Annotated in this window: 25 protein-coding genes and 1 riboswitch; of the genes, 20 read left to right on the top strand and 5 right to left on the bottom strand. The window is 60.5% G+C overall.

Features of this window, described 5'->3' with window-relative positions; translation table 11 throughout:
- Nucleotides 1-58 precede the first annotated feature (58 nt).
- The 9 genes from WA845_RS22600 (at nt 59) to WA845_RS22560 (ending at nt 9,377) form a co-directional block, all read left to right on the top strand.
- A complete protein-coding gene (locus tag WA845_RS22600; protein ID WP_337322580.1) occupies nt 59-1,624 on the top strand; it encodes a sugar ABC transporter ATP-binding protein in 1,566 nt (521 codons plus the stop codon).
- 8 nt (nt 1,625-1,632) lie between these two features.
- Entirely contained in the window at nt 1,633-2,655 is a 1,023-nt protein-coding gene (locus WA845_RS22595) for an ABC transporter permease (protein WP_004444206.1), read from the top strand.
- 75 nt (nt 2,656-2,730) lie between these two features.
- A complete protein-coding gene (locus WA845_RS22590) occupies nt 2,731-3,672 on the top strand; it encodes an ABC transporter substrate-binding protein (protein WP_004444202.1) in 942 nt (313 codons plus the stop codon).
- A gap of 66 nt (nt 3,673-3,738) precedes the next feature.
- Nucleotides 3,739-4,752, top strand: coding sequence for an aldo/keto reductase (locus WA845_RS22585; protein ID WP_112553054.1), 1,014 nt, complete (start codon nt 3,739-3,741; stop codon nt 4,750-4,752).
- 4 nt (nt 4,753-4,756) lie between these two features.
- On the top strand, nt 4,757-5,578 hold the full coding sequence (locus WA845_RS22580; RefSeq protein ID WP_112553056.1) for an amidohydrolase family protein: 822 nt from the start codon (nt 4,757-4,759) through the stop codon (nt 5,576-5,578).
- Nucleotides 5,579-5,581: 3 nt separating this feature from the next.
- A complete protein-coding gene (locus tag WA845_RS22575; RefSeq protein WP_112553057.1) occupies nt 5,582-6,592 on the top strand; it encodes a zinc-binding alcohol dehydrogenase family protein in 1,011 nt (336 codons plus the stop codon).
- Nucleotides 6,589-7,722, top strand: coding sequence for a mannitol dehydrogenase family protein (locus WA845_RS22570; protein WP_112553059.1), 1,134 nt, complete (start codon nt 6,589-6,591; stop codon nt 7,720-7,722). The genes WA845_RS22575 and WA845_RS22570 overlap by 4 nt, the downstream gene beginning before the upstream one ends.
- 11 nt (nt 7,723-7,733) lie before the next feature.
- On the top strand, nt 7,734-8,063 hold the full coding sequence (locus WA845_RS22565; RefSeq protein ID WP_022557029.1) for an L-rhamnose mutarotase: 330 nt from the start codon (nt 7,734-7,736) through the stop codon (nt 8,061-8,063).
- Nucleotides 8,064-8,099: 36 nt separating this feature from the next.
- Complete coding sequence (locus WA845_RS22560) at nt 8,100-9,377, top strand: enolase C-terminal domain-like protein (RefSeq protein WP_112553062.1); 1,278 nt, start codon at nt 8,100-8,102, stop codon at nt 9,375-9,377.
- Here WA845_RS22560 and cobD read toward each other — a convergent pair.
- A complete protein-coding gene (gene cobD / locus WA845_RS22555) occupies nt 9,359-10,405 on the bottom strand; it encodes a threonine-phosphate decarboxylase CobD (protein WP_112553064.1) in 1,047 nt (348 codons plus the stop codon). The two genes, WA845_RS22560 and cobD, sit on opposite strands and share 19 nt — an antisense overlap.
- Here cobD and cbiB point away from each other — a divergent pair.
- Nucleotides 10,404-11,369 (top strand): adenosylcobinamide-phosphate synthase CbiB, encoded by a 966-nt coding sequence (cbiB, locus tag WA845_RS22550; RefSeq protein WP_112553066.1) that lies wholly within the window; start codon nt 10,404-10,406, stop codon nt 11,367-11,369. The genes cobD and cbiB overlap by 2 nt on opposite strands.
- Here cbiB and WA845_RS22545 read toward each other — a convergent pair.
- Both WA845_RS22545 and cobO read right to left on the bottom strand, forming a co-directional pair.
- A complete protein-coding gene (locus WA845_RS22545; RefSeq protein ID WP_112553068.1) occupies nt 11,356-12,813 on the bottom strand; it encodes a cobyric acid synthase in 1,458 nt (485 codons plus the stop codon). The two genes, cbiB and WA845_RS22545, sit on opposite strands and share 14 nt — an antisense overlap.
- Before the next feature lies 1 nt (nt 12,814).
- Complete coding sequence (gene cobO / locus WA845_RS22540; RefSeq protein WP_004444179.1) at nt 12,815-13,432, bottom strand: cob(I)yrinic acid a,c-diamide adenosyltransferase; 618 nt, start codon at nt 13,430-13,432, stop codon at nt 12,815-12,817.
- A 131-nt stretch (nt 13,433-13,563) separates the two neighbouring features.
- A riboswitch (cobalamin riboswitch) is annotated at nt 13,564-13,780 on the top strand.
- 118 nt (nt 13,781-13,898) lie between these two features.
- On the opposite strand from cobO, the gene WA845_RS22535 reads away from it, so the two are divergent.
- The 7 genes from WA845_RS22535 to WA845_RS22505 are packed head-to-tail and all read left to right on the top strand — an operon-like array spanning nt 13,899 to nt 22,214.
- The gene (locus tag WA845_RS22535) at nt 13,899-14,324 is read left to right on the top strand and encodes a DUF1636 family protein (protein ID WP_337322579.1); all 426 of its coding nucleotides are present in this window, start codon (nt 13,899-13,901) and stop codon (nt 14,322-14,324) included.
- Nucleotides 14,321-15,358 carry a cobalamin biosynthesis protein CobW gene (gene cobW, locus WA845_RS22530; RefSeq protein ID WP_112553072.1) on the top strand — a complete coding sequence of 346 codons (1,038 nt, stop codon included), beginning with the start codon at nt 14,321-14,323 and terminating at the stop codon, nt 15,356-15,358. The genes WA845_RS22535 and cobW overlap by 4 nt, the downstream gene beginning before the upstream one ends.
- A 2-nt stretch (nt 15,359-15,360) precedes the next feature.
- On the top strand, nt 15,361-18,711 hold the full coding sequence (gene cobN, locus WA845_RS22525) for a cobaltochelatase subunit CobN (RefSeq protein WP_112553074.1): 3,351 nt from the start codon (nt 15,361-15,363) through the stop codon (nt 18,709-18,711).
- Nucleotides 18,711-20,063 carry a precorrin-3B synthase gene (gene cobG, locus WA845_RS22520; RefSeq protein ID WP_112553076.1) on the top strand — a complete coding sequence of 451 codons (1,353 nt, stop codon included), beginning with the start codon at nt 18,711-18,713 and terminating at the stop codon, nt 20,061-20,063. Before cobN ends, cobG begins: the two co-directional genes overlap by 1 nt.
- On the top strand, nt 20,060-20,692 hold the full coding sequence (locus WA845_RS22515; RefSeq protein ID WP_004444167.1) for a precorrin-8X methylmutase: 633 nt from the start codon (nt 20,060-20,062) through the stop codon (nt 20,690-20,692). Before cobG ends, WA845_RS22515 begins: the two co-directional genes overlap by 4 nt.
- Entirely contained in the window at nt 20,689-21,456 is a 768-nt protein-coding gene (locus WA845_RS22510) for a precorrin-2 C(20)-methyltransferase (RefSeq protein WP_112553078.1), read from the top strand. The genes WA845_RS22515 and WA845_RS22510 overlap by 4 nt, the downstream gene beginning before the upstream one ends.
- Nucleotides 21,453-22,214, top strand: coding sequence for a precorrin-3B C(17)-methyltransferase (locus WA845_RS22505; protein WP_004444163.1), 762 nt, complete (start codon nt 21,453-21,455; stop codon nt 22,212-22,214). The genes WA845_RS22510 and WA845_RS22505 overlap by 4 nt, the downstream gene beginning before the upstream one ends.
- Here WA845_RS22505 and WA845_RS22500 read toward each other — a convergent pair.
- Nucleotides 22,181-22,963: a cobalt-precorrin-6A reductase gene (locus WA845_RS22500; RefSeq protein WP_004444161.1), complete on the bottom strand. Its 783-nt coding sequence runs from the start codon at nt 22,961-22,963 to the stop codon at nt 22,181-22,183. The two genes, WA845_RS22505 and WA845_RS22500, sit on opposite strands and share 34 nt — an antisense overlap.
- Here WA845_RS22500 and cbiE point away from each other — a divergent pair.
- The 3 genes from cbiE to cobM are packed head-to-tail and all read left to right on the top strand — an operon-like array spanning nt 22,962 to nt 25,407.
- Nucleotides 22,962-24,221, top strand: coding sequence for a precorrin-6y C5,15-methyltransferase (decarboxylating) subunit CbiE (gene cbiE, locus WA845_RS22495; RefSeq protein ID WP_112553080.1), 1,260 nt, complete (start codon nt 22,962-22,964; stop codon nt 24,219-24,221). The genes WA845_RS22500 and cbiE overlap by 2 nt on opposite strands.
- Nucleotides 24,215-24,637: a cobalamin biosynthesis protein gene (locus WA845_RS22490; protein ID WP_112553082.1), complete on the top strand. Its 423-nt coding sequence runs from the start codon at nt 24,215-24,217 to the stop codon at nt 24,635-24,637. Before cbiE ends, WA845_RS22490 begins: the two co-directional genes overlap by 7 nt.
- Nucleotides 24,634-25,407: a precorrin-4 C(11)-methyltransferase gene (gene cobM / locus WA845_RS22485; protein ID WP_004444155.1), complete on the top strand. Its 774-nt coding sequence runs from the start codon at nt 24,634-24,636 to the stop codon at nt 25,405-25,407. The genes WA845_RS22490 and cobM overlap by 4 nt, the downstream gene beginning before the upstream one ends.
- Here cobM and WA845_RS22480 read toward each other — a convergent pair.
- Nucleotides 25,362-26,492 (bottom strand): cobalt-precorrin-5B (C(1))-methyltransferase, encoded by a 1,131-nt coding sequence (locus WA845_RS22480; protein WP_162719092.1) that lies wholly within the window; start codon nt 26,490-26,492, stop codon nt 25,362-25,364. The genes cobM and WA845_RS22480 overlap by 46 nt on opposite strands.
- Nucleotides 26,493-26,517 lie beyond the last annotated feature (25 nt).

Genomic DNA, 26,517 nt, shown 5'->3' with positions numbered 1-26,517 from the left:
AACCATTTGACCTGTTCATGACCCCGGTGGAGCGGGGATACGGGTGGGAGGTTTCCAGATGTCGCAGGGCGCATCGACAATTCGGGGCGGGTACTCGCCTGAGGAGATGGCGCGCGCGGAGCGTTCGGCCCTTCTGCGTCTCGAAAATATCAGCAAGGAATTCCCGGGCGTCAAAGCCTTGTCGAATGTGCATTTCGATCTGCGCAGCGGCGAGGTGCATGCTGTCTGTGGTGAGAACGGGGCGGGAAAATCGACGCTGATGAAAATCATCAGCGGTGTGTACCAGCCAAGTGATGGCACCATCCTACACAAGGGCGTGAAGGTACAATACGCCTCCCCGCTCGAGTCCGAAGCTGCCGGCATCGCCATCATCCACCAGGAACTCAATCTCGTTCCGCATCTTTCTGTCGCCGAAAACATCTATCTTGCGCGCGAACCGCGTCGCGGTTTCCTGGTTGACCGCAAGAAGCTGCGCCTCGATGCCAAGCGCTGTCTTGACCGGCTAGGTGTCGATATCGATCCGGATCAGATCGTCCGCGGCCTCTCCGTCGCCCAATGCCAGATGGTGGAAATCGCCAAGGCGCTCTCTCTTGATGCTGAAGTGCTCATCATGGATGAGCCGACTTCTTCTCTGACGGAGCAGGAAACCCGCCTTCTCTTCAAGGTCATCAGAGACCTCAAGGCTTCCGGCGTTGGCATCGTCTATATTTCTCATCGTCTCGACGAAATGGCCGAGATCGTCGATCGTGTGACGGTCTTGCGCGACGGACGTTATATTTCGACCGACGACTTCGCCTCCATCACCGTTGATGACATCGTCACGCGTATGGTCGGGCGTTCGCTGGAGGATAAATTCCCCGAGCGCACGTCGCGCCCGACGGAGGATATCATCTTCTCCGTTGAAAGGCTGACCCGCAATGGCGTGTTCAGCGATGTCAGTTTTTCGCTTCGGCGCGGCGAAATCCTGGGTTTTGCCGGCCTTATGGGCGCAGGTCGAACAGAAGTCGCGCGGGCGATTTTTGGGGCGGATCCGCTCGATGCCGGCAAGATCACCTTCAATGGGCGCGAGCTTTCGATCAGCTCACCGCAGGATGCGATTGAAGAAGGCATCGCCTATCTCTCGGAAGACCGGAAAAGCGACGGCCTCGCCATCAAGATGTCGGTGGCGGCCAATACGACGCTCGCCAATCTCGGCGAACTTTCCAACCGTTTTGGGCTGATCGACTTCAGGAAACACGACGAGGTCACCAAGCGATACGTCGACCTCTTGAATATCCGCACGCCTTCCATCGAGCAGACCGTGCGCCTGCTATCGGGGGGGAATCAGCAAAAGATCATCATCGGCAAGTGGTTGTTCCGCCAATCCCGTATCCTGTTCTTCGATGAGCCTACACGTGGCATCGATGTCGGTGCGAAATTCGCGATCTACAAGATCATGGATGAGCTGGCCGCTCAGGGCATCGGCGTCATTCTCATCAGTTCGGAGCTGCCGGAAATTCTGGGGCTGACGGATCGCATCGCGGTTTTCCACCAGGGCCGGATTACGGGCGTGCTCGAAACCGCCAAGACCAATCAGGAAGAAATCATGCGGTATGCGTCCGGTTACGGCCGGGCCGCGCAGTGAGGAACGACATGGCCAATATTGCAGAACCCAAAAAGGGCTTCGCTGTCAGCGATCGCCAGAAGGACATCATCCAGAAATTTGCCGCGCTCGGCAGCCTGTTCGCCCTTGTCGCGGTGTTCTCCGCCACCAGCAGCGCCTTTTTTACCGTCAATAACGGCATGACGATCGCGTTGCAGGTCACGTCCATCGCTCTGCTCGGCATTGGCGCCACCTGTGTCATCATCACCGGCGGCATCGACCTTTCCGTCGGTTCGGTGCTGGCTCTTGCAGGGGTTGTTGCCGCTCTTGCGGTGAAGGAACTCGGCATGCCGGTGCCGGTCGGCATGTTGCTCGGCATTCTGACGGGTTCGCTCTGCGGGCTGATCAACGGGCTGCTGGTCACGCGCTTCAAGCTGCCGCCCTTCATCGCCACGCTCGGCATGATGTTGATTGCCCGCGGTGTGGCGTTGCAGATCACCGGTGCGCGCGCCGTGTCCGGCCTCGGCGAATCCTTCGGCGAACTTGGCAACGGCGCCCTTTTCCGCATCGTCAATATCGGTGATGACGGCTTTCCGAATGTCGTATTTCCAGGCATCCCCTACCCTGTCATCCTGATGGTGGTGATTGCGCTTGCGGTGTCCTTCATGCTCAACCGCTCGATCCTCGGCCGCCACATCTATGCCGTGGGCTCCAATGCAGATGCCGCACGTCTTTCCGGCGTCAACGTCGCCCGCGTCACCAACTTCACATACATCCTCTCCGGTACGCTTGCCGGGTTGACGGGCTGCGTTTTGATGTCGCGCCTCGTTACCGCCCAGCCCAACGAAGGTGTGATGTATGAGCTGGATGCCATTGCCAGCGCGGTTATCGGCGGCACATCGCTGATCGGCGGCGTGGGCACGATTTCAGGCACGGCCATCGGCGCCTTCGTCATCGGCATCCTGCGCAACGGTCTTAATATGAATGGCGTCTCTGCCTTCACGCAACAGATCATCATCGGCCTCGTCATTCTGGTCACCGTCTGGATAGACCAGTTGCGCAACCGCCGCTGATCAAAGGGCTGCGGACCCTTTCCGCAAAAAAGATCGGCAGGGGAGGCCCGGTATGCCGACATCACGGAGGAAGAAATGAAGAAAATTGCGACTGCCCTTCTGACATCCGCAATCGCGCTGTGGAGCGTCTCCACCGTGCAGGCCGGTGAAATCGCCGTCATCGTCAAGACCGTCAATTCGACCTTCTGGCAGAACGTCCAGAAGGGCGCCGATGCGGCCATGAAGAATTCTTCAGGCAACACCATGACCTTCCAGGGTCCGGCTGCGGAATCGGCCATTGCCGACCAGGTTAACATGGTTGAGAACGCCATCAACCGTAAGGTCGCCGGCATCGTGCTTGCACCTTCCGATCCGGACGCGCTGGTGCCTGCTGTCAAGAAGGCCTGGGAAGCCCGTATCCCCGTCGTTCTCATCGACTCGCAGCTCGCCAAGGGCTCTGAGCAATATTACCAGTCGTTCCTCGCGACCGATAACAAGAAAGCCGGCGAACTGGCAGCGCAGGCGTTGATCGACAAGGTGGGCAAGGAAGGCAAGATCGCCGTCATGTCCTATGTCGCCGGGGCTGGTTCTGAAATCGGCCGTGTCGGCGGTTTCACCGATTACATCCAGATGAACTCAAACCTGAAGATCGTCGGCCCGTTCTACTCGCAGTCGCAGATGGCGACCGCGCTGAACCAGACGACCGACGTTCTGGCCGCCAATTCGGACCTGAAGGGCATTTTCGGCGCCAATGAGCCGACGGCCATCGGCGTTGGCCGTGCGCTCGCCCAGTCAGGCAAGGCCGGCAAGGTCGTCGCCATCGGCTTCGACGGCAACCAGGATCTGCAGAACTTCGTGAAGGACGGCACGCTCGCCGGAATCGTGGTTCAGGGCTCCTATCAGATGGGTGAAAAGGGCGTCGAAACCGTCACCAAGCTCATCAACAAGGAAAAGGTCGAGAAGTTCGTCGACACCGGCGTCGTTGTTGTCACCAAGGACAATATCGAAAAGCCGGAAGCAAAGAACGTTCTTTACTGATCAAGCGATGACGCGCCGCTTCACCGGCGGCGCGTCTTTCCAAAGGCAAGCTGGAAAGTCTCCGCGATGAAAGTCTCCGATACACGTAAATTGCCGCGCCGCGCCGTCGACGTTACCGTCATGGGTCTCGGTTGCGCCCAGATGGGCAATCTCTACCGCGTTACGCCCTATGGAGAGTCCAAGGGTGCGTTTGACAAGGCATGGGAAAGCGGCATGCGTTATTTCGATACCGCGCCGTTTTATGGATATACGCGGTCGGAGCGTCGCCTGGGGACCATGGTGACGGAGCATGACCGGAGCGAATATTCGCTGAGCACCAAGGTCGGTCGCGTCATGGTTCCCGATGAGACCGTCGGCCCGGAAGAGGATGCCTATATTGCGCCGCTACCCTTCCGCCCGTTCTATGATTATTCCTATGATGGCATTCTACGCTCTTTCGAGGCCAGCCAGCAGAGGCTCGGCGTTCTGAAGCCGGATATTCTTTATGTGCACGATATCGGCTCCTACACCCATGGCGAAAAGCACCAGCATTACTGGGAGCAGCTGACCGCTGGCGGCGGCTTCCGGGCGCTTGGCAAGCTGCGTGAGGAAGGTTCAACTGGCGCTATCGGCCTTGGCGTCAACGAGTGGGAAATTGTCAACGACGCCATGGATGTCTTTGACATCGACGTCGCCATGCTTGCCGGCCGCTATACGCTGCTGGAGCAGCAGAGCCTTGCTTTCATGAACCGCTGCGCCGAAAGCGGTGTCGGCATCGTTGTCGCCGGTGCTTTCAATTCCGGCATTCTCGCGGGCAACCGCAAATTCAATTATGCCGATGCGCCTGCCGATATCCTTACGCGGGTTGATGCGCTGCAGGGTATCTGCGAAGAAGTCGGTGTGTCGCTGCAGGCGGCTGCATTGCAATTTCCGCTGGCCCATCCGGCTTCGGTCACCGTCGTCTCGGGCGCGCGGAATGCGCAGCAGCTCGCTTCCAATATCGAATGGTTCGAACAATCTATTCCGGATGAGTTCTGGGCGGAACTGCACAGACGCGGTCTGATCGCCGAAGGTGCGCCGGTGCCGGGCGGAGAGGCCTGAGGCAATGCTTATCGACGCCCACCAGCATTTCTGGTTAATGAAGGACCGTGCCGGCCAATGGCCGCCGCCGTCGCTCGCCGTCATCTACCGGGATTTTCTTCCAGCGGATCTGTCGCCATTGCTGGCCGCGGCCGGAATTTCCGGCACCGTGCTGGTCCAGACGATGGAGACGGCTGCCGATACGGATTTCATGCTGGCGCTGGCGGAAGAGACAGATTTCATCAAAGGTGTGGTCGGCTGGGTGGACATGAAGTCTCCCGATGCTGCAACGGAAATCGCCCGCCGGGCAAAACATCGGGCGTTCAAAGCCGTGCGCCCGATGCTGCAGGGCATGGAAGACGTGGCATGGATCGATGATCCGCTGCTCGATCCCGCCGTGGCGGCGTTGGTGAACCACGGCCTGGCGTTCGATGCGCTGGTCCTGCCGCCCAATCTGCCGCATCTCCTCGCGTTTGCCCGGCGTCACCCGCAATTGCCTGTTGTCATCGACCATGGTGCCAAGCCGCTGATTGCGACCGGCCACTACAGCGCCTGGCGCAAGGATATGGGCGCTTTGGCGGCTCTTCCCAATGTCCATTGCAAGCTCTCCGGCCTCCTGACCGAGTGCGGCGATCAGCGACCGGAAGCAGTGCGGCCCTATGCCGAAACCATTCTGGAGCTGTTCGGCGCAGACCGGGTGATTTTCGGCAGCGACTGGCCGGTTTTGCGACTGGCGGGCGATTATCAGGAATGGCTGGACTTCTGTCGCGATATCGTGCCGGCAGCGGACCATGCGGCAGTCTTCGGCGGTAACGCCATTCGTTTTTACTCCCTTTCCCACAGGTGATGCATGCTGGCGATTTTCTGCGACACTCCCGGTCAACTCAGCGCCAAGGATCTGCCTAAACCTGTGCGTGGCGAAGGTGAGGTGCTGGTGCGCGTCCGTCGCATCGGGGTTTGCGGTACGGATCTCCACATCTTCACCGGCAATCAGCCCTACCTCTCTTATCCGCGGATCATGGGCCATGAGCTCTCCGGTACGGTTGAAGAGGCGCCGCAGGGCAGCCATCTGTCCGTTGGCGACGTTGTTACCATCATTCCGTATATTTCTTGCGGAAAATGTAGCGCCTGCCTTAAGGGCAAGAGCAATTGCTGCCGCAATATCGGCGTGCTCGGCGTTCATCGTGACGGCGGAATGGTGGAATATCTGAACGTGCCGCAGCAATTCGTGTTGAAGGCTGAAGGGCTGAGCCTCGACCAGGCGGCGATGACCGAATTTCTGGCTATCGGCGCGCATGCGGTGCGCCGTGGCAACGTCGAAAAAGGACAGAAGGTTCTGATCGTCGGCGCCGGACCGATCGGCATGGCGGTAGCGGTTTTCGCGGTTCTCGATGGCGGCGAAGTCACGATGATCGATGGCCGTACCGACCGGCTGGATTTTTGCAAGGAGCATCTCGGCGTCGCCCATACAGTGTCGCTTGGGGACGGCGACAAAGATCGTCTTTCCGAGATTACCAACGGTGATTTCTTCGATGCGGTCTTCGATGCGACCGGTAATCCTAAAGCCATGGAGCGCGGCTTTTCCTTCGTCGGCCATGGCGGTTCGTATGTGCTTGTTTCCATCGTCGCGAGCGATATCAGCTTCAACGATCCGGAGTTCCACAAACGTGAAACGACGCTGCTCGGCAGCCGCAATGCGACGCCGGAGGATTTCGAACGCGTGTTGCAGGCATTGCGGGAAGGGAAAGTACCTGAGGCGCTGATTACGCACCGTATGGCGCTTGCCGACGTTCCATCGCAGTTCGCAGGGCTGACAGATCCGAAAGCCGGAGTCATCAAAGGCATGGTGGAGGTCGCATGACGCCTGAGACGCCCATCCTGCAATTCGGTACCAGCCGCTTTCTTCTCGCGCATGCGGACCTCTTTGTCTCGCAAGCGCTGGAAAAGGACGAGGCTATCGGTCGCATCGCGATTGTCCAGACAACCGGCAATGCGGAAAGCCTGAAGCGTGTCGCGGCGCTGAATAGTGGCGCGCCCTACCCCGTGCGCATTCGCGGCATCCGTGACGGGCGGAACGTGGATGAGGAAATTGAGGGCAAGGCTGTCGCGCGGGCCCTGACCTCGGCAACCGAATGGGAGGAAGTACGCCGCCTCGCCTGCGAAGCTGCTGTCATCTTGTCCAATACCGGAGACCGCGGTTATGAGCTTGATTCTGCGGATGGCGCAGATCTCGCGGCGGATTTTACGGCCGTCCCGAGGAGCTTTCCGGCGAAACTCTGCATTTTGCTGCTCGAACGTTTTCAGCGCAATCCGGAAGCGCCCGTGTCCATCTTTCCTTGTGAACTTGTGCCGCGTAATGGCGAAAAGCTGAAAGAGGTCATTCGCCGGCTTGCCGATGAATGGCAATTGCCAGCGGGTTTTGCCTTTTACCTGAACGAAAAGTGCCGTTTCGCCAATAGCCTGGTCGATCGCATCGTTTCCGAGCCTATCGATCCGGTAGGTGCAGTGGCGGAGCCTTACGCGCTCTGGGCGATCGAAAAGCAGGACGGGCTTGTCCTGCCCTGCACTCACCCTGCCGTGGTGCTGACGGACGATCTCGACCACTATGAAAAGCTGAAGCTCTTCCTGCTCAATCTCGGCCATTCCTATCTGGCGGAACGCTGGTTACAGGATGCGCGGGCGAAGGACGAGACGGTGCGCCAGGCAATGGACGACAGTGCACTCGTCGCGGATCTGGAAACGTTATGGCGCGACGAGGTTCTGCCGGTCTTTATTGCTGAAGGCATGGGAAATGATGCGCAGGCCTATATCGGCGTGCTGCGGGAGCGTTTGTGCAATCCCTTCCTTGCCCATCGACTGGCCGATATCGCCGGTAATCACGATGAGAAGAAGCGCCGACGCTTTGCTCCGGTCATTGCCGCAGCGGACCGGCTGGGATTGAGCCTGCCGCAATCAAAGCTGCGTGCGGCGCTTGCCACAATCAGAAAGTAACGGAGTTTTTCATGCAGCGTATGGGAATGGTCATAGGCGTCAAGCCGGAGATGATCGCGGAGTATAAAAGGCTGCATGCCGCCGTCTGGCCGGAAGTTCTGGCGCTGATCAGCGATTGCAATATCCGTAACTACACGATTTTCCTGCGGGAGCCGGAAAACCTGCTGTTTGGCTATTGGGAATATCATGGCACCGATTTCAGCGCCGATATGGCGAAGATGGCGGCCAGCCCCAAGAACCAGGAATGGTGGTCTTTTACGATTCCCTGCCAGAAACCGCTCGAAAACCGCAGGGACGGCGAGTGGTGGGCTATGATGGAAGAGACCTTCCACCACGACTGAACGATTTCCATAGGCACTGACCGCGAGTAAACGGCCATGACAAAAATTACTGATCTTCGTGTTTTCGACCTGCGTTTCCCCACATCCCAGAGCCTGGACGGCTCCGATGCGATGAACCCCGACCCGGATTATTCGGCGGCTTATGTCATTCTCGACACGGATGAGCCGGGTCTTAAAGGCCACGGGCTGACCTTCACCATCGGCCGGGGCAACGATATTTGCTGCATGGCCATCGAAGCGATGCGTCACCTCGTCGTCGGCACCGATCTTGCCACGGTCACTGAGAACCCCGGCAAATATTGGCGGCATCTGACCAGCGACAGCCAGCTGCGCTGGATCGGCCCCGACAAGGGTGCGATGCATCTCGCCACCGGCGCCGTTGTCAACGCGGTGTGGGATTTGCTGGCCAAGAAAGCCGGTAAGCCTGTGTGGCAACTGGTGGCTGATATGAGCACTGAAGAAATCGCCGATATCGTTGATTACCGTTATCTCACTGACGTGCTGACCCGGGACGAGGCGCTCGCAATTCTCAAGAAAGCCGAAAGCGGCAAAAAGGAACGCATCGAGACGCTGAAGAGCGAAGGTTACGCCTGCTATACGACTTCCGCAGGCTGGCTCGGTTATGACGACGCCAAGCTGCGCCGTCTTTGCCAGGAAGCCATCGATGCCGGTTTCAACCATGTGAAGATGAAGGTTGGACGTGATCTGGAGGATGACATTCGCCGTCTCACCATTGCCCGCGAGGTGATCGGCCCCGACCGTTATCTGATGATCGATGCCAATCAGGTGTGGGAAGTGGACCAGGCAATCGAGTGGGTGAATAAGCTCGCCTTTTCCAAGCCCTTCTTCATCGAAGAACCGACCAGCCCGGATGATGTCGCCGGCCATCGCAAGATTCGCGCAGCCATTGGTTCAGTGAAGGTGGCGACGGGCGAAATGTGCCAGAACCGCATCATGTTCAAGCAGTTCATCGCTGAAGGCGCGATCGATGTGGTGCAGATCGACAGCTGCCGTATGGGTGGCCTCAACGAAGTGCTGGCGGTGCTGCTGATTGCCGCCAAATACAATCTGCCGGTCTGGCCGCATGCCGGCGGCGTCGGGCTTTGCGAATATGTGCAGCACCTGTCGATGATCGACTATCTGGTGGTTTCAGGCACCAAGGAAGGTCGCGTCATCGAATATGTGGATCACCTACACGAGCATTTCATCGAGCCCTGCGATATCAGAAACGCCGCTTATATGCCGCCGAAACTGCCGGGTTTCTCCATCGAAATGAAGCCGGAGTCGATTGAAACCTACACTTTCGAGGGATGATCGAAAGAGAGCAGCGCCGCTTGAAGGCGCTGCCACTCAGCGTCGTTACCCGGAAGGCCGAAACGGATGTCGTGCGGCCTTTCATCGAAAATGCGCACGAGTATTCCGAGACGGCCGAGATGATCGAACAGGGCCTTGGAACGCTCGTCCCGCACCAGTGTGAACAGAGGCGTGCCGCCAACCCCGTTCAGACCCGCTTTTTCCAAAAGGCGATTCATGCGCTGTGCTTCATCCGCGAGACGCAGCCGCATCGCAGATTGCCACGTTCCATCCGCCAGGGCTTCCGTTGCAATGTGCAGCGCCGGGCCGGAAACCGCCCATGGGCCGAGCCTCGCCTCCAACCCCGCAGCGATATCAGGGTGCGCAATTGCAAAACCAAGCCGGATTCCCGCCAGGCCATAAAATTTGCCGAAGGAACGAAGGACGACCAGAGCATGCCGATCAACGCTATCCGCAAGGCTCTCGGCGCCTCCGGTTTCGATGAAGGCTTCATCCACAACCAGCAGGCCGCCGTTTCGATGCATTGAATCGGCGAGCCGCAAAAGAGTTTCGCGATCGATGATACGTCCGTCGGGGTTGTTGGGATTGACCACCACCACGTAGTCGTGAGCGATCAGGTCGCTGACATGCTCCACTTCCCTCATGATCAGCCCGGCCATGCGTGCGGTGCGGGCATGTTCCGCGTAGGCAGGTGACAGCACCGCGCCGCTCTTGGCGCTCCGGGCAAGTGCGGTTTGAGCCAGCAGCGGCATGAGCATCTGGGTGCCGGGCGATAGCGTGACATGTCGGGCGGAGGGTGCGCCGAAATGGAGTGCGGCCAGCCGTTTCAGATAGTCGGCCGTCTCGGGCTCCGGCAGGCGAGCGAATGCGCTGGCGGGAACGGCAGAATACGGATAGGGATGCGGGTTGATTCCGGTCGAAAGGTCGATCCACGGTTCAGACGCGTCTGGAAACATCAGGCGCGCTCTGCCGAGATTGCCGCCGTGGCGGATCGCAGCCTGTGCCATTTCTGATATTGTCTCGCCCATGTTCCTCGCTCTCGCTTTCCTGTCGCTCGTGATCGAACGCCTGACCGGTTATCCGGACTGGCTGTTCAAACATATCGGCCATCCTGTCACCTGGGTCGGTTCGCTTATCGCGCTGCTGGACCAAAAATGGAACCGGGACAGCGCGTCATTTTCACGGCGCAAGGCCGCCGGTGTTGTGGCGCTGGTTGTTTTTGTCGGGCTGACGGTGATCCTTGCATGGTTTGCGCAATCTGTTCTGCTTTTCCTGCCCTTCGGACTTCTGGCGGTCGCCATCCTCGGTGCTTCGCTTCCGGCACAGAAAAGTCTGGAGCAGCATGTGGAGGCGGTTGCGACTGCGCTGGAGCGTGAAGGAGTTGAGGGTGGCCGCAAGGCTGTCTCGATGATCGTCGGCCGCGACCCGCAAAAGCTGGATGAGGCGGCGATCTGCCGGGCGGCGATCGAAAGTCTCGCCGAGAACTTTTCCGATGGCATCGTCGCCCCTGCCGTCTGGATAGGGCTTCTGGGCCTGCCAGGTGGTGCGGCTTATAAGGCGGTCAATACGGCCGACAGCATGATCGGTCATCGTTCGCCTCGCCATGAAGCGTTCGGCTGGGCTTCGGCCCGGCTTGACGATCTCATCAATCTGCCCGCTTCGAGATTGAGCGGCAGCCTGTTTGTGGTCGCCGCATTTTTTGTCGAGGGCGCGTCGCCAAAAGCGGCCATTGCCGCGATCCGTCGCGATGCGCGCCACCACCGCTCTCCCAATGCGGGCTGGCCGGAAGCGGCGCTGGCCGGCGCGCTGGGTTTTGCGCTTGCCGGACCGCGTTCTTACGGCGGACAGATGATCGAAGCGCGTTTCATGGGGGACGGCGGAAGGTCTGCGCTGGTCGCCGGCGATATTCGCACGGCGTTGCGGCTGGCACGGATTGCGGACCTGTTGCTGATCGGCCTATTCGGGCTTCTGGCGATCCTTATCGCGCTATAGCCAGCAGCCCGTCGAGATCGAGGTGCTGTTCCATATGCGCAGCCAGACGGTCAAGAACCGCATCCACCTGCGCATCATAGTTCAGGTCGGTGCCGCACCCGCCGAGACGCTCCAACCATGCGCCGCGCTGGCTATCATGAGCAAAAAGGCCGTGAATATAGGTGCCGAAGACACGGCCGTCGGGTGAGATGCTTCCATCGTAATGCCCGTCGATCGTCGAAAACACCAGATTGCCTGCTGCTCCCGTGGTTTTCCCCACATGCATTTCGTAGCCGGATAAACCAACACCATCAAAGCTCGCGCCTTGAACAGAAACGAGTCGCTTGTCACCCGTCAAAACCGTGTCGACATCAAGCAGGCCGAGCCCGTCGACAGTCGCAGGTGATCCCTCGATACCGTCAGGATCCGCAACGGTTTTTCCGAGCATCTGGTAGCCACCGCAAAGGCCGAGAACGTAGCCGCCGCGGCGCACATGCGCCTTTATGTCGACGTCCAGACCCGCATCTTTCAGCGCGGCGAGATCGGCAATGGTGGATTTCGAACCGCACAGCAAAACCAGCCGGCAATCGGCGGGAATGGTCTCGCTCGGCCGCACGCGGATCAGTTCCACGTCCGGCTCCATGTCCAGAGGGTCGAGATCATCGAAATTGGAAATGTGCGGCAGGATCGGCACGGCGATGCGGATCTTTGCGCCGGGTTTTCGCTCAGCCGGGCCGGAAAGACCGAGCGCGTCTTCAGCCGGCAGTTTCGTGGCATCGGAGAAATGTGGCAGAAGGCCTATCGAGGCCCAGCCTGTCCTTTTCTGAATTATCCGCATGCCGTCCGAAAACAACGCGGGATCACCGCGAAAGCGGTTGACGATGAAACCTTCGATCATCGCCGCATCGTCAGGTTCGAGGACGGCTTTGGTACCGACAAGGCTGGCGATGACGCCGCCGCGGTCGATATCGCCGATGAGGATCACAGGCGCGTCAGCAGCTCTCGCAAACCCCATATTGGCGATATCATTGGCACGCAGATTGATTTCGGATGCGCTGCCCGCCCCCTCCACCAGCACCAGATCGGCCTGTTGTTTCAGGCGGTTGAAGCTATCCAGCACGCGCGGCATCAACCCGGCTTTCAGGTGCTGGTAATCGGCTGCTCTGGCATTGCCGGCGATTTTGCCCTGAACCACCACCTGTGCCCCGGTCTCGCTCTGCGGTTTCAGAAGAACCGGATTCATGTGGACAGAGAGGGGTACGCCAGCGGCCCGCGCCTGCAGCGCCTGTGCTCGGCCGATCTCGCCGCCGTCGGCGGTAACGGCCGCATTATTCGACATGTTCTGTGGTTTGAACGGCATGACGGACAGGCCGCGCCTGACGAAGGCGCGGGCTAGACCGGCCACCATCAGCGATTTGCCGACATCCGAGCCGGTTCCCTGAAACATCAGAACCCGTGCGGCCATGTCAGAATTCTATTCCTGGCTGTGCTTTCACGCCCGCCTTGAAATGATGTTTTACCAGCGTCATCTCCGTCACCATGTCGGCGGCGTCGATCAGCGGTTGCTTGGCATTGCGGCCGGTGACGATGATGTGCAGATCGGGCCGACGGCTGGCCAGCGTCGTCACGACCTCGTCAAGCGGCAGGTAATCATAACGCAATGCGATATTCAGTTCGTCGAGTATCAGCAGGCCGATCGTCTGGTCAGCCATCAGTGTCACGGCTTCTTCCCACGCCTTCGCGGCAGCGGCAACATCGCGTTTCAGATCCTGCGTATCCCAGGTGAAGCCTTCACCCATGGTACGCCACACCACCTTGTCACCGAACAGAGCCAGCGCCTGCTGTTCGCCGGTCGACCATGCACCCTTGATGAATTGCACGACGCCGACCCTGCGCCCGATGCCGAGCATACGCAACGCAAGGCCGAAGGCGGCCGTGGACTTGCCCTTGCCGGGGCCGGTATTGATCATCAGCAGACCTTTTTCGATGGTCTTTGCCGCGACTTCGGCATCCTGCACCGTCTTGCGGTTGACCATTTTCTGCCGATGGCGCTCGGCTTCGTTGTCGCTGATGTCGCGTGTCATCGCATATTCCTTCTTCACTCCAGCAGCCGGGAACTTATCCCTGCCCTTCGGAGCGGCGACTATACCCAATTTGCCGCACCCGGCAATGCGCGAGCCACGGGGGCGGCATTGACCCCAAAGCCCGTTCGGCCTAAGGGTAAGGAACTGACGGTCTTTCCCCGGCAACGGGAAAAGCTAAGAGGGAACACGGTTCCACCCTGAAACGGGTCATTCCGTGGCTGCCCCCGCAACTGTAAGCGGCAAGCCCGCACCGTAAAGCCACTGGACCAGGGAGACGGTTCGGGAAGGCGGTGTCCGGGCGCTCATCGAGCCGCAAGCCAGGAGACCTGCCGTTTCAGGAAAAACGTCTACCGGGCGGGGTGCTCCGGTCAGTCGATAACGTCGAACAGCCGGTCTGTGCCTGTGCGCATACCGTTTTCGATATCCGCACCCCAAAGAATTTGACTTGGCGCGGGAACGATACGGTTTGGATATTTCAGCGACATCTTCATTTGCTGGTGGAAACGCGCAGGATGAAACGGCGTCCGGTGTGGTCGTTTTCGTTTGCCGAAGCTGTCGCGACGAAGCTGATCCCAGCGCCGAGCCACGTGCCGGCTCGCGTCTTGCCGAGGCCGTCACCGCAGCGGCGGAAGCGTCCGGCATCGCGGTCCGTTCCGTCAATTGTCTCGCCAACTGCAAACGTGGCCTCAGTGCCGTGCTGCGCAGCGCCAATGGCTGGTCCTATGTGTTTGGCGGGCTGACACCCGACGATGCAGGGGACCTGCTGACCGGCGCGCGGCTTCTTTCTGCGTCTTCAGATGGCCTGATGCCCTGGCGCGGCCGCCCCGAACCATTAAAGCGCGGCATGATGGCGCGCATTCCCCCATTCGATTTTACCGAGGAGAGATCATGAGCAACCATCTGGACCGCGTTCCCTGCACCATCGTCACCGGTTTTCTAGGGGCGGGAAAAACGACGCTGTTGCGGGGTCTTCTGGAAAAGCTGGACGGCAAGCGGCTCGCAATCATCGTCAATGAATTCGGCGATATCGGTATCGACGGCGAAATCCTGAAAGGCTGCGGCATTGAAAGCTGCCCCGAAGAAAACATCGTCGAACTGGCCAACGGCTGTATCTGCTGCACGGTGGCTGACGATTTCCAGCCCGCGATCGAACAAATTCTCAGCCGCCAGACGAAGGTGGAGCATATCCTGATCGAGACCTCTGGTCTTGCCCTGCCTAAGCCGCTGGTCCAGGCTTTCCAATGGCCGGCCATCAAGAGCCGCGTGACCGTGGACGCCGTCGTGGCCGTGGTGGATGGCGCCGCCCTTGCTGAAGGAAAGGTCGCGCACGACATGGAGGCGCTCGCTGCTCAGAGGGCCAATGACGAGGCGCTTGATCACGATGATCCGGTTGAGGAAGTTTTCGAGGACCAGGTCGCCTGCGCCGATCTCATCGTTCTCACGAAGGCCGATCTCCTTGATGAAGCCGGCCTCGACAAGGCGAGGGCGCATGTGCTCGAACATCTGCCGAAGGCCGCGAAGATCGTTGTGGCCTCCAATGGCGCCATCGACCCCGCCGTGCTGATCGGTCTTGGTCTTGCCGTTGAAGAGGATATCGAAAACCGCCGCACCCACCATGACGGTGAACTCGACCATGAACACGACGATTTCGACAGCTTCGTCATCGACCTGCCGGCTGTGGCCGATCCGGAAGCACTGGCGGCGCGCATTGCCGAAACGGCTGCGGCTGAAAACGTCCTGCGCATCAAGGGCTTTGTCGAAGTTTCCGCCAAGCCCATGCGTCTGCAGGTGCAGGCGGTCGGAAGCCGGGTCAATCATTATTACGACCGCCCCTGGGCAGCGGGCGAGCAGCGCCGCAGCCGACTGGTCATTATCGGCGAAAAGGGCATCAATCGCGAAAAGATCGAACAGATGCTGGCCGCCTGACGATGCATATTCTTGCCACCACATCCTCGTCTCTCGACGATCTGATCGAGCCGGTTGACCTCAACCAGCCTCGATCGGATGTGGTGATGCTGTCGTTTTCGACAAGCGATCTTGCCGGGCTTGAGCAGGCGTGGCGACAGGCGGACAGTGTGCTCCCCAGCCTGTCCGCCGCAAACCTCGCCGAGCTTCGCCATCCCATGTCGGTTGACCTGTGGATCGAAAAGACGGCGGAGCATGCCACGGTCATCCTTGTCCGAATCCTCGGTGGAGCGGAACGCTGGCGTTATGGAGTCGATCAGCTTTCCAGCATGGCGCGCCGACGTGGGATAAAGCTTCTGCTTCTGCCCGGCGAATGCAGTGAAAGGGACGAAAAGCTCGAAGCGGCGTCGACCGTGGACACACACATCCTGGCATCCGTCCTTTCCTTTTTCCGCGAAGGCGGAAGAGATAATATGGGTCGTCTTGCCGGTGGCCTCGCCGCTCTGGCAAGAGATGACGCATGGCCGATGATAGAAGCTGAACCATTGCCGAAAGCCGGCTTTTATCGGCCGGGGGTGGGGGTGTTAGGGAAAATGGAGGCCTGCTCTGGCTTCCCGGCTGCCGCGCCCGTTCTGCCTATTGTCTTTTATCGCTCCATGTTGCTGGCTGCGGATGCAGCGCCGGTGGATGCGCTCTTTCACGCGCTTTGCGAGCGCGGTTTCTCCCCGGTGCCGATTTTTGTCAGCGGCCTGAAGGATGGCGATGCCCTTCGCTTTCTCGAAAAGGCGCTGAGAGATATTCAGCCCGCTGCCATCCTTGCTGCGACGGCCTTTGCCAGTCAGAGCGATGCCGATGGCCATACGCTGTTCGATCGGCTTGGCGTTCCCGTTTTCCAGGTCGCCATGGCGACGACCCGCCGCGACGGCTGGGCGGCGAATGCGCGTGGACTAAACCCGTCCGATCTAGCCATGCATATTGTGCTGCCTGAACTGGATGGCCGGATTTTCGCAGGCGTGATTTCATTCAAACAGCCTTGGACCGATGGCGGTATCAGTCTCGTAAACATGCCGGAGGCGGATCGTGTCGAACAGGTGGCAAGCCGCATCGCGGCCTTCCTGCGTCTGAAAAATACCTCGCCGGAGGAGCGGCGCATTGTCGTTCTGATGCCGGATTATCCGGGTGCAGCCCCGGGGCGAACCGGTTACGCCGTTGGTCTGGATGTGCCGCAAAGCGTGCTCGAAATGCTGCGAGATCTTGCAGATGCCGGCTATTGCGTCGAAGATATTCCCGAAACGGCAAGGGCGCTGCTCGGTCGCCTTGAGCAGCAGGAAGCGACGATCGATCTTGCCGATTATCGAGGTTTTCTTTCGGGTTTGCCTGACGATGCCGCGGCCTCCTTGAGTGCGACATGGGGAGCTGCGGAAAGTGATGAAGCTTTCGCCGATGGCGGGTTTCGTTTTCGCGTCGCGCGTTTCGGCCAGGTCTTCGTGGCGCTTGCGCCGGACAGGGGGCGCAATGAGGACCGCCGGGTTGACTATCACGATCCCGCCCTGCCACCGCGCCACGCGCTTGTTGCCTTCGGCGCATGGATGCAGCGCGTGGCATCCGCCCATGCCATCGTGCATGTGGGCGCGCACGGTACGCTGGAATGGCTGCCCGGCAAGACAGTGGCGCTTTCCCGCAAGTGCTTTCCGGAAATTGTCACTGGTCCGCTGCCGGTGATTTATCCGTTTATCGTTTCCAATCCCGGTGAGGCGGCGGTGGCGAAACGGCGTATTGCAGCCGTCACCATCGGCCATATTCCGCCGGTGCTGGTTAATGCCGGGCTTTCGCCGGAACAACTGGCGCTTGAACAGCTGGTCGACGAATATGCGCAGGCCGATGGGCTCGATCGGCGCCGGCGCGACCGGCTGGCGAAGCTGATCATTGAAAAAGCGCAGGAAACCGGGCTTGCAACCGAGGCCGGCGTGAATACGAAGGACGATGCCGACGCCGCCCTCTCACGCATCGACGCCTTTCTCTGTGATCTCAAGGATTTTGCGATCAAGGACGGCCAGCACATTTTCGGCCGCTGCGCCGAAGGTGAGGCTGATCCTCTGAGACTTCAAAGCGCCCGGGCCGAGAAGGCGGCCTTGCTTGCCGCACTCGATGGCCGGCACGTTGCTCCCGGTCCTTCCGGCGCACCGGCACGGGGCCGGATCGATGTACTTCCAACGGGCCGCAATCTTTATGCAGCGGATCCGCGCACGATGCCGACGCCCACCGCTTTTGAACTAGGGCGCATGGCCGGCGAAGAGGTGCTCCGTCATCATCTGCAGAGCCACGGGGATTGGCCGAAACATCTGGTGTTCGATCTCTGGGGAAGTGCCAGTCTCCGCAACGGCGGCGAGGATGTGGCGCAGGCGCTGCACCTGATGGGAGCGCGGCCGATTTACGACGCCGGCACCGGCCGCGTGACCGGCATCGAGGTGCTGCCGCCGGCCAGCCTCGGCCGTCCACGCGTTGATGTGACGTTCCGCATTTCCGGCCTGTTTCGGGATATGTTTCCTGCGCTGATCGCGCTTCTCGATGCTGCCGCCAAGGCCGTGGCGCGGCGTGAAGAAGCGCCGGGCGACAATCCGCTTGCGGAAGAGGCGGCTCTGCTCGGTCATATACCACCGCGGATTTTCGGCTCCGCGCCCGGCACCTATGGTGCTGGTATTGAGGAGAAGCTCGCCAGCGGCAAATGGGACGAACGCGAGGAACTGGGTAAAGCCTACTTAGATGCGGCAAGTTACGCATTCGGAGGTGCGGACGGGCTGGAGATTTTCGAGGATGCCGGATTTGCGCAGGCGGTGCGCCGGGCTGATCTTCTGGTTCACACCGGCGATGATCCCGGCCGCGATCTTCTGGACGGTTCTTCCGATGTCGCTTTCATTGGCGGCTTTTCCGCTGCCAAGGCTGCACTTGGAGGCGTTGCCGATATCGTGGCGCTGGATACGACCGATCCGGCGCGCCCACGGGCAAGATCGATGACACAGGCCCTGACGCGGGTGGTGCGGGCCCGGGCCGTCAATCCGCGCTTCATCGAAGGCCAGATGCGACATGGTCCACGCGGTGCGGCGGAGTTTGCCGAGACGGTGGACCGGCTGGTCGGCTTTGCCGAAACCACCAATGCGGTGTCGTCATCGTTGATCGAAGCCCTTCACGATGCCTATTTCGGCAATGAAGCGGTGCGCGATTTTATCCTGCGCGAAAACCCGAAGGCAGCGCGGGTGATGGCGGAACGTTTCTTGTCCGCCCGCCGCCGCGGCCTGTGGCACAGTCGCCGAAACGCGGTGGATGCGGAGCTTGAAATGCTGCTTTTGCCCCGTCCGGAAAGGGTCGGCGCGTGATGACGGCCTTATTCAATCCCGTTCAGCCAGTCAGCCGCCGCGGCGCATGCCCGGCTCTCTCTGCACCCATGCCCACCGGCGATGGTCTCCTGTCACGGATCGCATTCGAAGAGGATATCACGCCCCTTGAGATGAAGAGGCTTTGCGATCTTTCGGATTTCCATGGCAATGGCTTGATGGACATTACCGCCCGGGGCAGCCTGCAATTTCGCGGTCTGTCGCCCGAGAGCGCGCGCTTTCTGGAAAAAGAGGTTCTGGCGCTTGGTCTACCGCTTCGCGATGGGCTGGCGGTTGAGGTTTCGCCCTTATCCGGTCGCGACGAGACGGAAATTGCCGATGGCCGTTCTCTTGCAGACGAGATTCGCCGGGAGGCAAAAGCGCTGGGGCTTGCTGAAAAACTCGCCGCCAAAATGTCTGTGGTGATCGACGGTGGCGGATATGTCTCCATGGGAGATTTGCTCGCTGACATCCGCCTGAAAGCACAGCGTCTGGAAGGGCAGGTCTTCTGGCGCCTGTTTGTGGGCGGTCCGGAAAGCAGCTCGGTGGATGCGGGGCTGGTTGGCGCCGGCGCCGCAGCTGGTGTCGTCCTTGAATTACTCGCGCTTCTGGCAAAAAAAGGTCCGCTCGCCCGCGGTCGCGATCTGGATCGGAAGATGATTGAAGCGATCTGCGGTGATCATCTGGTGGATTGGGCCGGAAGCGAGGCATCCCCGTCCTTCGTGCCTTTGGGTTTGATGGCCGCAGGCGGGGCCGGTTTTGCTGCAGGCGTCGCGCCTGCCTTCAGTCAGATCAAAGCCGCTGATATAGCGCGTCTCTGCGAAACGGCCGCCATGCTCGGTATTCAGTCTCTTCGGCCAGCGATAAATCATAGCCTGCTGTTTTTCGGTTCCCAGCGCGCGTGCGGCGCACTACTTGCAAGTGCCGGAACATCGGGTTTCGTCACGGCTGCCGGCGACGGGCGATCTTCCATAGCAGTCTGTCCCGGCGCTCCCGGTTGCGCGTCGGCCTTTTATCCTACTCACGAACTGGCTTCCTTTGCGGCAGGCGCTTGCGCCCCGCTGCTCGACGGTTCCGTGACCCTGCATATTTCCGGATGCGGCAAAGGCTGCGCCCATCCCGCGCCGTCGCTTCTCACCTTTTCAGGTTCCGATAATGGCATGGCTTTTTCGATTTTTGGCTGCGCCGGTGATTCGCCGGACGGCATTTTACCCTTTGCACAACAAAGAGCGGCGCTTTCGCGGCTTGCCCGTCTTTATGAAAAAGAACATAAGCCCGGGGAAAACGCCGCTGGCCTGTTTGCCCGTCTGGGCAGGCAGGCAATTGTCGCGGCGCTTCGACAGGATGACCGATGACCGACTATGACTATATTCGCGATGGCAATGCGATCTATGAGCGCTCCTTCGCCATAATACGCGAGGAAGCGGATTTGTCCGCTTTTGCCGAGGATCAGGCGGACATCGCCATTCGCATGATTCATGCCTGCGGGCTGGTTGAGGCCGCCGCCCATTTCCGTTTCTCCCCGGATTTTGTCTCTGCCGCGCGTGGCGCACTCCTTGCGGGCAAGCCCATCCTTTGCGATGCGGAAATGGTCGCCCATGGTGTGACGCGCGCGCGCCTGCCAGCCGCCAATGCGGTCATCTGCACACTTCGTGATCCGCGCACGCCCGACATTGCGAGGTCCATCGGCAATACACGTTCGGCCGCCGCGCTTGATCTCTGGGCGGAGCACATGGACGGTGCTCTGGTGGCGATCGGCAACGCGCCAACAGCCCTGTTCTATCTTCTGGAGATGCTCGAAAAGGGCGCGCCTCGCCCCGCCGCCATCATCGGCATGCCGGTCGGTTTCGTCGGCGCAGCGGAATCGAAGGATGCGTTGGAAGTCAGTACGCTCGGCATTCCCTACGCCATCGTCAAGGGACGCATGGGCGGCTCGGCCATGACGGCTGCCGCCGTCAACGCTGTTGCGAGGGCGGGCCTGTGAGCGCGGCTCTTTTTGAACATCGTAAGGGGAAACTCGTCGGCGTCGGCACCGGTCCCGGCGATCCTGAACTGCTGACGCTGAAAGCGGTGCGCGCCATCGAGGCAGCCGACGTTCTGGCTTTCTTCTGCAAAAAGGGCAGTAGCGGCAACGGCCGTGGTATCGTCGAGGCCTTTATCCGTCCGGGCACGCTTGAAATGCCGTTGGTTTACCCCGTCACGGTCGAAAGCGACAAGAACGGTGAGAATTATCGCGATGCGATCGCCCGATTTTTCGATCAGTCGGCGAAGGACATTGCAGCACATCTCGAAGCCGGCAGGAATGTTGCCGTGCTCTCGGAGGGCGATCCGCTGTTCTATGGCTCCTATATGCATCTGCATCTGCGGCTTGCGCCGTCCTATCAGGCGGAAGTCGTAGCCGGCATCACCGCCATGTCCGGCTGCTGGTCCATGGCTGGGCTGCCGCTGGTGCAGGGAGACGATATTCTGAGCGTGCTTCCTGGAACGCTTGCAGAAGATGTTCTTTTTGACCGTCTTTCCGGCACGGACGGGGCGGTCATCATGAAAGTCGGGCGCAACCTGCCCAAAATCCGCCGTGCACTGGAAAAGGCCGGCAAGCTCGAACAGGCGCTTTATGTCGAGCGCGGCACCATGGCCAACAGCCATGCAGTGCGGCTCATCGAGCGGGATGCTTCGCCTGCGCCTTACTTTTCGCTGGTTCTTGTACCTGGCTGGAAAACGAGGCCCGGCGCGGGTGAAGCACCATGACCGGCAAGCTCGTCGTCGTCGGACTGGGTCCCGGTAATGCTGCACAGGTGACGCCGGAGGCGCTTGCGGCTGTCGCGGCATCCGACGATTTTTTCGGCTATATTCCTTATCTCGACCGGCTCTCGCTTGGTCCCCACCAGCGCCGCCATGCCTCCGACAATCGTGAGGAAATCTCCCGCGCTGAACAGGCCCTTCGGCTTGCGGCCGAAGGTGGCAGGGTCTGCGTGGTTTCCGGTGGTGATCCCGGTGTTTTCGCCATGGCGGCGGCCATCTGCGAGGCAATCGAAAATGGTCCATCCGAATGGCGCGATATCGATGTTTCCGTCGTGCCGGGCGTGACGGCGATGCTGGCGGTGGCGGCAAGAGCGGGTGCGCCGCTCGGGCATGATTTTTGCGCCATTTCACTGTCGGACAATCTCAAACCCTGGGGAATCATCGAGAAACGACTGATCGCGGCGGCGCAGGCGGGTTTCGTGATGGCCTTCTATAATCCTGTCAGCAAGGCGCGGCCGCATCAGCTCGGCACGGCGTTTGACCTGCTGCGGGTGCATCTGCCCGGATCGGTGCCGGTGATCTTCGGCAGGGCGGCAGGCCGCCTGGATGAGCGCATACGGGTCGTGCCGCTATCGGAGGCGTCGAGCGACATGGCAGACATGGCGACCTGTGTCATTGTCGGTTCGGAAGAAACGCGTTTGATCGAACGTCCCGGAAAAGAACCGATCGTTTATTCGCCTCGTTTTTCGAAAAGAGAAAACTGATGGTGGATGGCGGTGAGCGCAGTCGCTATATCCGGCACCGTTACGCTTGTGGCGGCCGTGTCGTGCGACTGCCTCGGCCGCTCGATCATGATAACCGGCAGATGGAGTTGTCTGGCCGCTTCGATCTTGCCGTAACTTGCTGCGCCACCCGAGTTTTTCGATATCACGACCTCAATGCGGTTTTCTTCCAGCATACGGATTTCGTCCTCCGTTGCGAAAGGACCGCGTGCAGTGATGTAACGCGCATCCGGCAACTTCAGCGGCGGTTCCACGGGATCGACGCTGCGGATGAGATAGTTGTGCTGGGGCGCGGCCTCAAAAGGAAGAAGCTCCTGTCGACCGAGCGCCAGAAACACGCATCTGCCTTGGCCGCCAAGCGCGACGATCGCCTGATAGATGCTCTCGACACTTTGCCAGTTATCGCCCGGCTGAAGCTGCCAGGCAGGACGCGAAAGCCTGATGAGCGGAACGCCTGCTCGCTTCGACGCCTCCACGGCATTGGCGGAAATTCTGGCGGCATAGGGATGGGTCGCATCCACCAGAATATCGAAATTCCCGGCGCGGATGAAATCCGCCAGCCCCGCCGCACCGCCGAAGCCGCCACTGCGCATGGGTACGGGCTGTTCCACCGGGGAGATCGTGCGCCCTGCCATGGAGAGCAGGATACGATAGCTGGAATCTTCGCCCAGCCGGCCGGCCAGGAGGCGGGCATCGGTCGTGCCGCCAAGAATGAGTATGGAGCGTGTCATGACCTCTGAATATTCCGGAACGGGCAAGGCTTCCACCGAAAAGGAAGCAACGCGCTGGCTTTCCATCGTCGGCATCGGCGAGGACGGGCTTGACGGGCTCGGTAAAAATGCGCTGCGGGCAATCGAGGCCGCCGAAGTTGTCTTTGGCGGCAGACGTCATCTGGACCTGGCAGCTGCGGCGATTCAGGGCGAGGCACGGGCCTGGCCCGTGCCATTCGACGTAGAGATGAGGGACGTTCTGGCGCTGCGCGGCAGGAGGGTTTGCGTGCTGGCATCCGGTGATCCGTTCTTCTACGGTGTGGGCGTCACGCTTCTGAGAAGCGTCCCTGTCCAGGAGGCTGTCTCGTATCCTTCGCCTTCGGCCTTTTCTCTCGCGGCTTCCCGGCTCGGCTGGCCGCTGCAATCGGTCGAGTGCGTTTCGCTGCACGGCCGACCCATCGACCTTTTGCGGCCGCATCTCCATCCCGGCACCCGCATCATAGCGCTGACGTCGGACGAGCGCGACCCGGTTTTGATCGCAAAATTGCTGTCTGCCTCCGGTTTCGGCCGGTCGGAATTCACTCTGCTCGAGGCTTTGGGAGGAGAACGGGAAAGATCGCGCCGCCTCCCGGCGAGCGATTTCGCCGTTGAGGACGTCAATGCTCTGAATGTCGTGGCAATTGACGTTGTTGCGGATCAAGGCGCACGTGTCCTGCCCTTTGCGCACGGACTTGACGATGGCCTGTTCGAACATGACGGGCAGATCACCAAACGCGAAATCCGGGCTGTGACCCTGTCCTCGCTGGCGCCACGCCGCGGCGAACTGCTTTGGGATATCGGTGCGGGTTCCGGCTCGATCGGTATTGAATGGATGCTGTCGCACCCTTCGCTTCGCGCCATTGCCATAGAGCAGCACCCGGCAAGGGCGGAACGCATAACGTTTAATGCCGACGTCTGCGGTGTTCCCGGGCTTGAGGTCATGATCGGTTCCGCTCCCGACGCTTTTGAAGGGTTACCCCGTCCGGACGCAATCTTCATTGGCGGCGGCGGCAGTGAAGCGGGTGTATTCGATGGGGCCGTGGGGGCATTGAAATCCGGGGGGCGTCTGGTCGCCAATGCCGTGACGTTGGAAATGGAGGCAGTTCTGCTGGCCGCGCATGCGAGGCTCGGCGGTTCGATCGTAAGGCTGGATGTGTCGCGGGCGGCGGCTGTCGGTTCAATGTCGGGGTGGCGTCCGGCCATGCCGGTGACCCAGTGGAGCTGGGTGAAGCCATGGTGATCGTGGCTGGCATAGGCTGCCGCAAGGGAGCGACGGTGGGGATGATCATCGCTGCCTTGCGCGCTGCCGAGCAGGATTTTGGCGTCAAGGCCGACCGTCTGGCAACTGCGCCACTTAAATCGCGGGAAGCCGGCCTTGCGGAAGCGGCGAAAACCCTTTCCCTGTCGCTCGAAATCGTCGCGCAGCACCGGCTTGACGCGGTTATCTCGAAAACGCTGACGTTTTCACGCGCGAGTTTCGAGCGGTCCGGTTTGCCGAGCGTGAGCGAAACCGCGGCGCTTGCGGCAGCGGGAGAGAATGCAAGGCTGGTCGCGCCGCGGCTCGTACACGGCGATGTGACGGTGGCCATCGCAACCGCTGACGGTACCGCCCCAGAGGATGGCGGCTGCGCGATCGAACATGGAGAACACGAATGACGGTTCATTTCATCGGTGCCGGTCCGGGCGCCGCCGATCTCATTACGGTGCGCGGGCGCGATCTTATCGCGGCGTGCCCGGTCTGCCTTTATGCCGGCTCGCTGGTTCCGAAGGCGCTGATCGACTATTGCCCGCCGGGCGCGCGTATTGTCGATACGGCCGCACTTTCGCTGGATGAGATCGAGGCGGAATTCATCGCGGCAGCAAGGGAAGGCAAGGACGTTGCACGGTTGCACTCCGGCGACCTTTCCGTCTGGAGCGCAATGGGCGAACAGATCCGCCGGCTGGAGCAGTTGGGGCTCGATTACAGCGTGACGCCCGGGGTTCCTTCCTTCGCCGCCGCCGCGGCAGCCTTGCAACGCGAACTGACGGTGCCGGAAGTGGCGCAGAGCCTTGTGCTGACGCGGATTTCCGGGCGTGCATCGAAGATGCCTGATGGCGAGACGCTGCAGGCTTTCGGTGCGACGGGCGCGACGCTTGCCATCCATCTTGCCATTCATGCCATCGGCAGGGTCGTGGAAGAATTGACGCCGCTTTATGGTTCCGATTGCCCCGTCGCCATTGTCGTGCGGGCGTCCTGGCCGGATGAGCGGGTCATTCGCGGTAGCCTGTTCGATATCGAAGGCAAGCTTGCGGCCGAGCCTGTCGAGCGCACGGCGCTGATCTTTGTCGGCCGTGGTTTGGCCTCGACGGATTTTCGTGAAAGCGCACTCTACAGTGCAGACTATGTACGCCGCTTCCGGTCTCCAAAGGAGGATGCGGCGGGCTGATGCGACGGGGTGGAGGCGGTGCGTCCCTTCAACGCGCCCTGACGATCGAAAACCAGGATATCCAGTGCTATGGCCGGCGTCCTCAGCGCCGCCGCCGCGGTCACCCAGGCTTTTTCCGCAACGATCGCGCCAAGATCGATAGCGTTGCGATCGGCCAGCTGGAAGGCATGGGCGACGGTGTTGGCGCTGCGAATGGCGTCAGCGAGTTCCCCATCGCCACCTGCCTCCCCTGCCAGCGCCGCCAGCGCATCGAGATCGGCAAGACCTTTTTTGGAGTGCACGTCGAGCATCCCCTGGGCGAGCTTCGTCATCTTGGCGACGCCACCAGCAATCGTTACCCGCTCGACCGGGTGGCTGCGCAGATATTTCAACATCCCGCCGATGAAATCCCCCATGTCGATCAACGCGGTCTCGGGCAGTTCATACAGCGCCTGTCCCGCTTTTTCAGAGGTGTTCCCGGTAGCGCCGAGCACGTGAGTGCAGCCGGTCGCACGCGCCACGTCAATGCCTCGCCAGATGGAGTGGATCCAGGCCGAGCAGGAAAAAGGGATAACGACGCCCGTGGTGCCGAGAATGGAGATACCTCCGAGAATGCCGAGTCTGCCGTTGAGGGTTTTTTCCGCAAGTTTCTCGCCGTCTCGAACGGAAATTTCAACTTCGAAATCAGTCTCCGCACCAGCCACCTCGTGAATGGCGGTTTCGATTATCTTGCGTGGCACGGGATTGATGGCGGGTTCTCCTGGCGGCAGGGGCAGTCCGGGCCGCGTGACGGTGCCGACGCCCGTGCCGGCCTTGAAGGTGATACCGCTTCCCGGCTGACCGCGCCGCACCGTGCTTTCGATCAGTGCGCCGTGGGTAACATCAGGGTCATCGCCCGCATCCTTGATGACACCTGCGCGGGCGAAGTTTTCACCCTTTTCCTCGGTCGCGAGGGAAAATGCGGGCCTCGCGCCGCTTGGAAGTTCGACCTCGACAGGGTAAGGAAACTCGCCGGTCAGAAGGGCGGCGCAGGCCGCCTTCGTGGCGGCTGCCGCGCAGGTGCCCGTGGTCCAGCCGCGGCGAAGGGTCTTTCCATCCGTTTCCATATGAATTCCTATAGCCGGGACGGCT

The organism is Agrobacterium sp. CMT1, assembly GCF_037203725.1.
GTDB classification, from domain to species: domain Bacteria; phylum Pseudomonadota; class Alphaproteobacteria; order Rhizobiales; family Rhizobiaceae; genus Agrobacterium; species Agrobacterium pusense.
Note: the sequence above shows the minus strand (reverse complement) of the source record. Positions and strands in the feature narration are given on the sequence as shown.

Bases quoted from the DNA above. Each gene is read 5' to 3' on its own strand.
- WA845_RS22600 (WP_337322580.1), top strand. From the start codon at position 59: ATGTCGCAGGGCGCATCGACAATTCGGGGCGGGTACTCGCCTGAGGAG.
- WA845_RS22595 (WP_004444206.1), top strand. From the start codon at position 1,633: ATGGCCAATATTGCAGAACCCAAAAAGGGCTTCGCTGTCAGCGATCGC.
- WA845_RS22590 (WP_004444202.1), top strand. From the start codon at position 2,731: ATGAAGAAAATTGCGACTGCCCTTCTGACATCCGCAATCGCGCTGTGG.
- WA845_RS22585 (WP_112553054.1), top strand. From the start codon at position 3,739: ATGAAAGTCTCCGATACACGTAAATTGCCGCGCCGCGCCGTCGACGTT.
- WA845_RS22580 (WP_112553056.1), top strand. From the start codon at position 4,757: ATGCTTATCGACGCCCACCAGCATTTCTGGTTAATGAAGGACCGTGCC.
- WA845_RS22575 (WP_112553057.1), top strand. From the start codon at position 5,582: ATGCTGGCGATTTTCTGCGACACTCCCGGTCAACTCAGCGCCAAGGAT.
- WA845_RS22570 (WP_112553059.1), top strand. From the start codon at position 6,589: ATGACGCCTGAGACGCCCATCCTGCAATTCGGTACCAGCCGCTTTCTT.
- WA845_RS22565 (WP_022557029.1), top strand. From the start codon at position 7,734: ATGCAGCGTATGGGAATGGTCATAGGCGTCAAGCCGGAGATGATCGCG.
- WA845_RS22560 (WP_112553062.1), top strand. From the start codon at position 8,100: ATGACAAAAATTACTGATCTTCGTGTTTTCGACCTGCGTTTCCCCACA.
- cbiB (WP_112553066.1), top strand. From the start codon at position 10,404: ATGTTCCTCGCTCTCGCTTTCCTGTCGCTCGTGATCGAACGCCTGACC.
- cobD (WP_112553064.1), bottom strand. From the start codon at position 10,405: ATGGGCGAGACAATATCAGAAATGGCACAGGCTGCGATCCGCCACGGC.
- WA845_RS22545 (WP_112553068.1), bottom strand. From the start codon at position 12,813: ATGGCCGCACGGGTTCTGATGTTTCAGGGAACCGGCTCGGATGTCGGC.
- cobO (WP_004444179.1), bottom strand. From the start codon at position 13,432: ATGACACGCGACATCAGCGACAACGAAGCCGAGCGCCATCGGCAGAAA.
- cobW (WP_112553072.1), top strand. From the start codon at position 14,321: ATGAGCAACCATCTGGACCGCGTTCCCTGCACCATCGTCACCGGTTTT.
- cobN (WP_112553074.1), top strand. From the start codon at position 15,361: ATGCATATTCTTGCCACCACATCCTCGTCTCTCGACGATCTGATCGAG.
- cobG (WP_112553076.1), top strand. From the start codon at position 18,711: ATGACGGCCTTATTCAATCCCGTTCAGCCAGTCAGCCGCCGCGGCGCA.
- WA845_RS22515 (WP_004444167.1), top strand. From the start codon at position 20,060: ATGACCGACTATGACTATATTCGCGATGGCAATGCGATCTATGAGCGC.
- WA845_RS22505 (WP_004444163.1), top strand. From the start codon at position 21,453: ATGACCGGCAAGCTCGTCGTCGTCGGACTGGGTCCCGGTAATGCTGCA.
- cbiE (WP_112553080.1), top strand. From the start codon at position 22,962: ATGACCTCTGAATATTCCGGAACGGGCAAGGCTTCCACCGAAAAGGAA.
- WA845_RS22500 (WP_004444161.1), bottom strand. From the start codon at position 22,963: ATGACACGCTCCATACTCATTCTTGGCGGCACGACCGATGCCCGCCTC.
- WA845_RS22490 (WP_112553082.1), top strand. From the start codon at position 24,215: ATGGTGATCGTGGCTGGCATAGGCTGCCGCAAGGGAGCGACGGTGGGG.
- cobM (WP_004444155.1), top strand. From the start codon at position 24,634: ATGACGGTTCATTTCATCGGTGCCGGTCCGGGCGCCGCCGATCTCATT.
- WA845_RS22480 (WP_162719092.1), bottom strand. From the start codon at position 26,492: ATGGAAACGGATGGAAAGACCCTTCGCCGCGGCTGGACCACGGGCACC.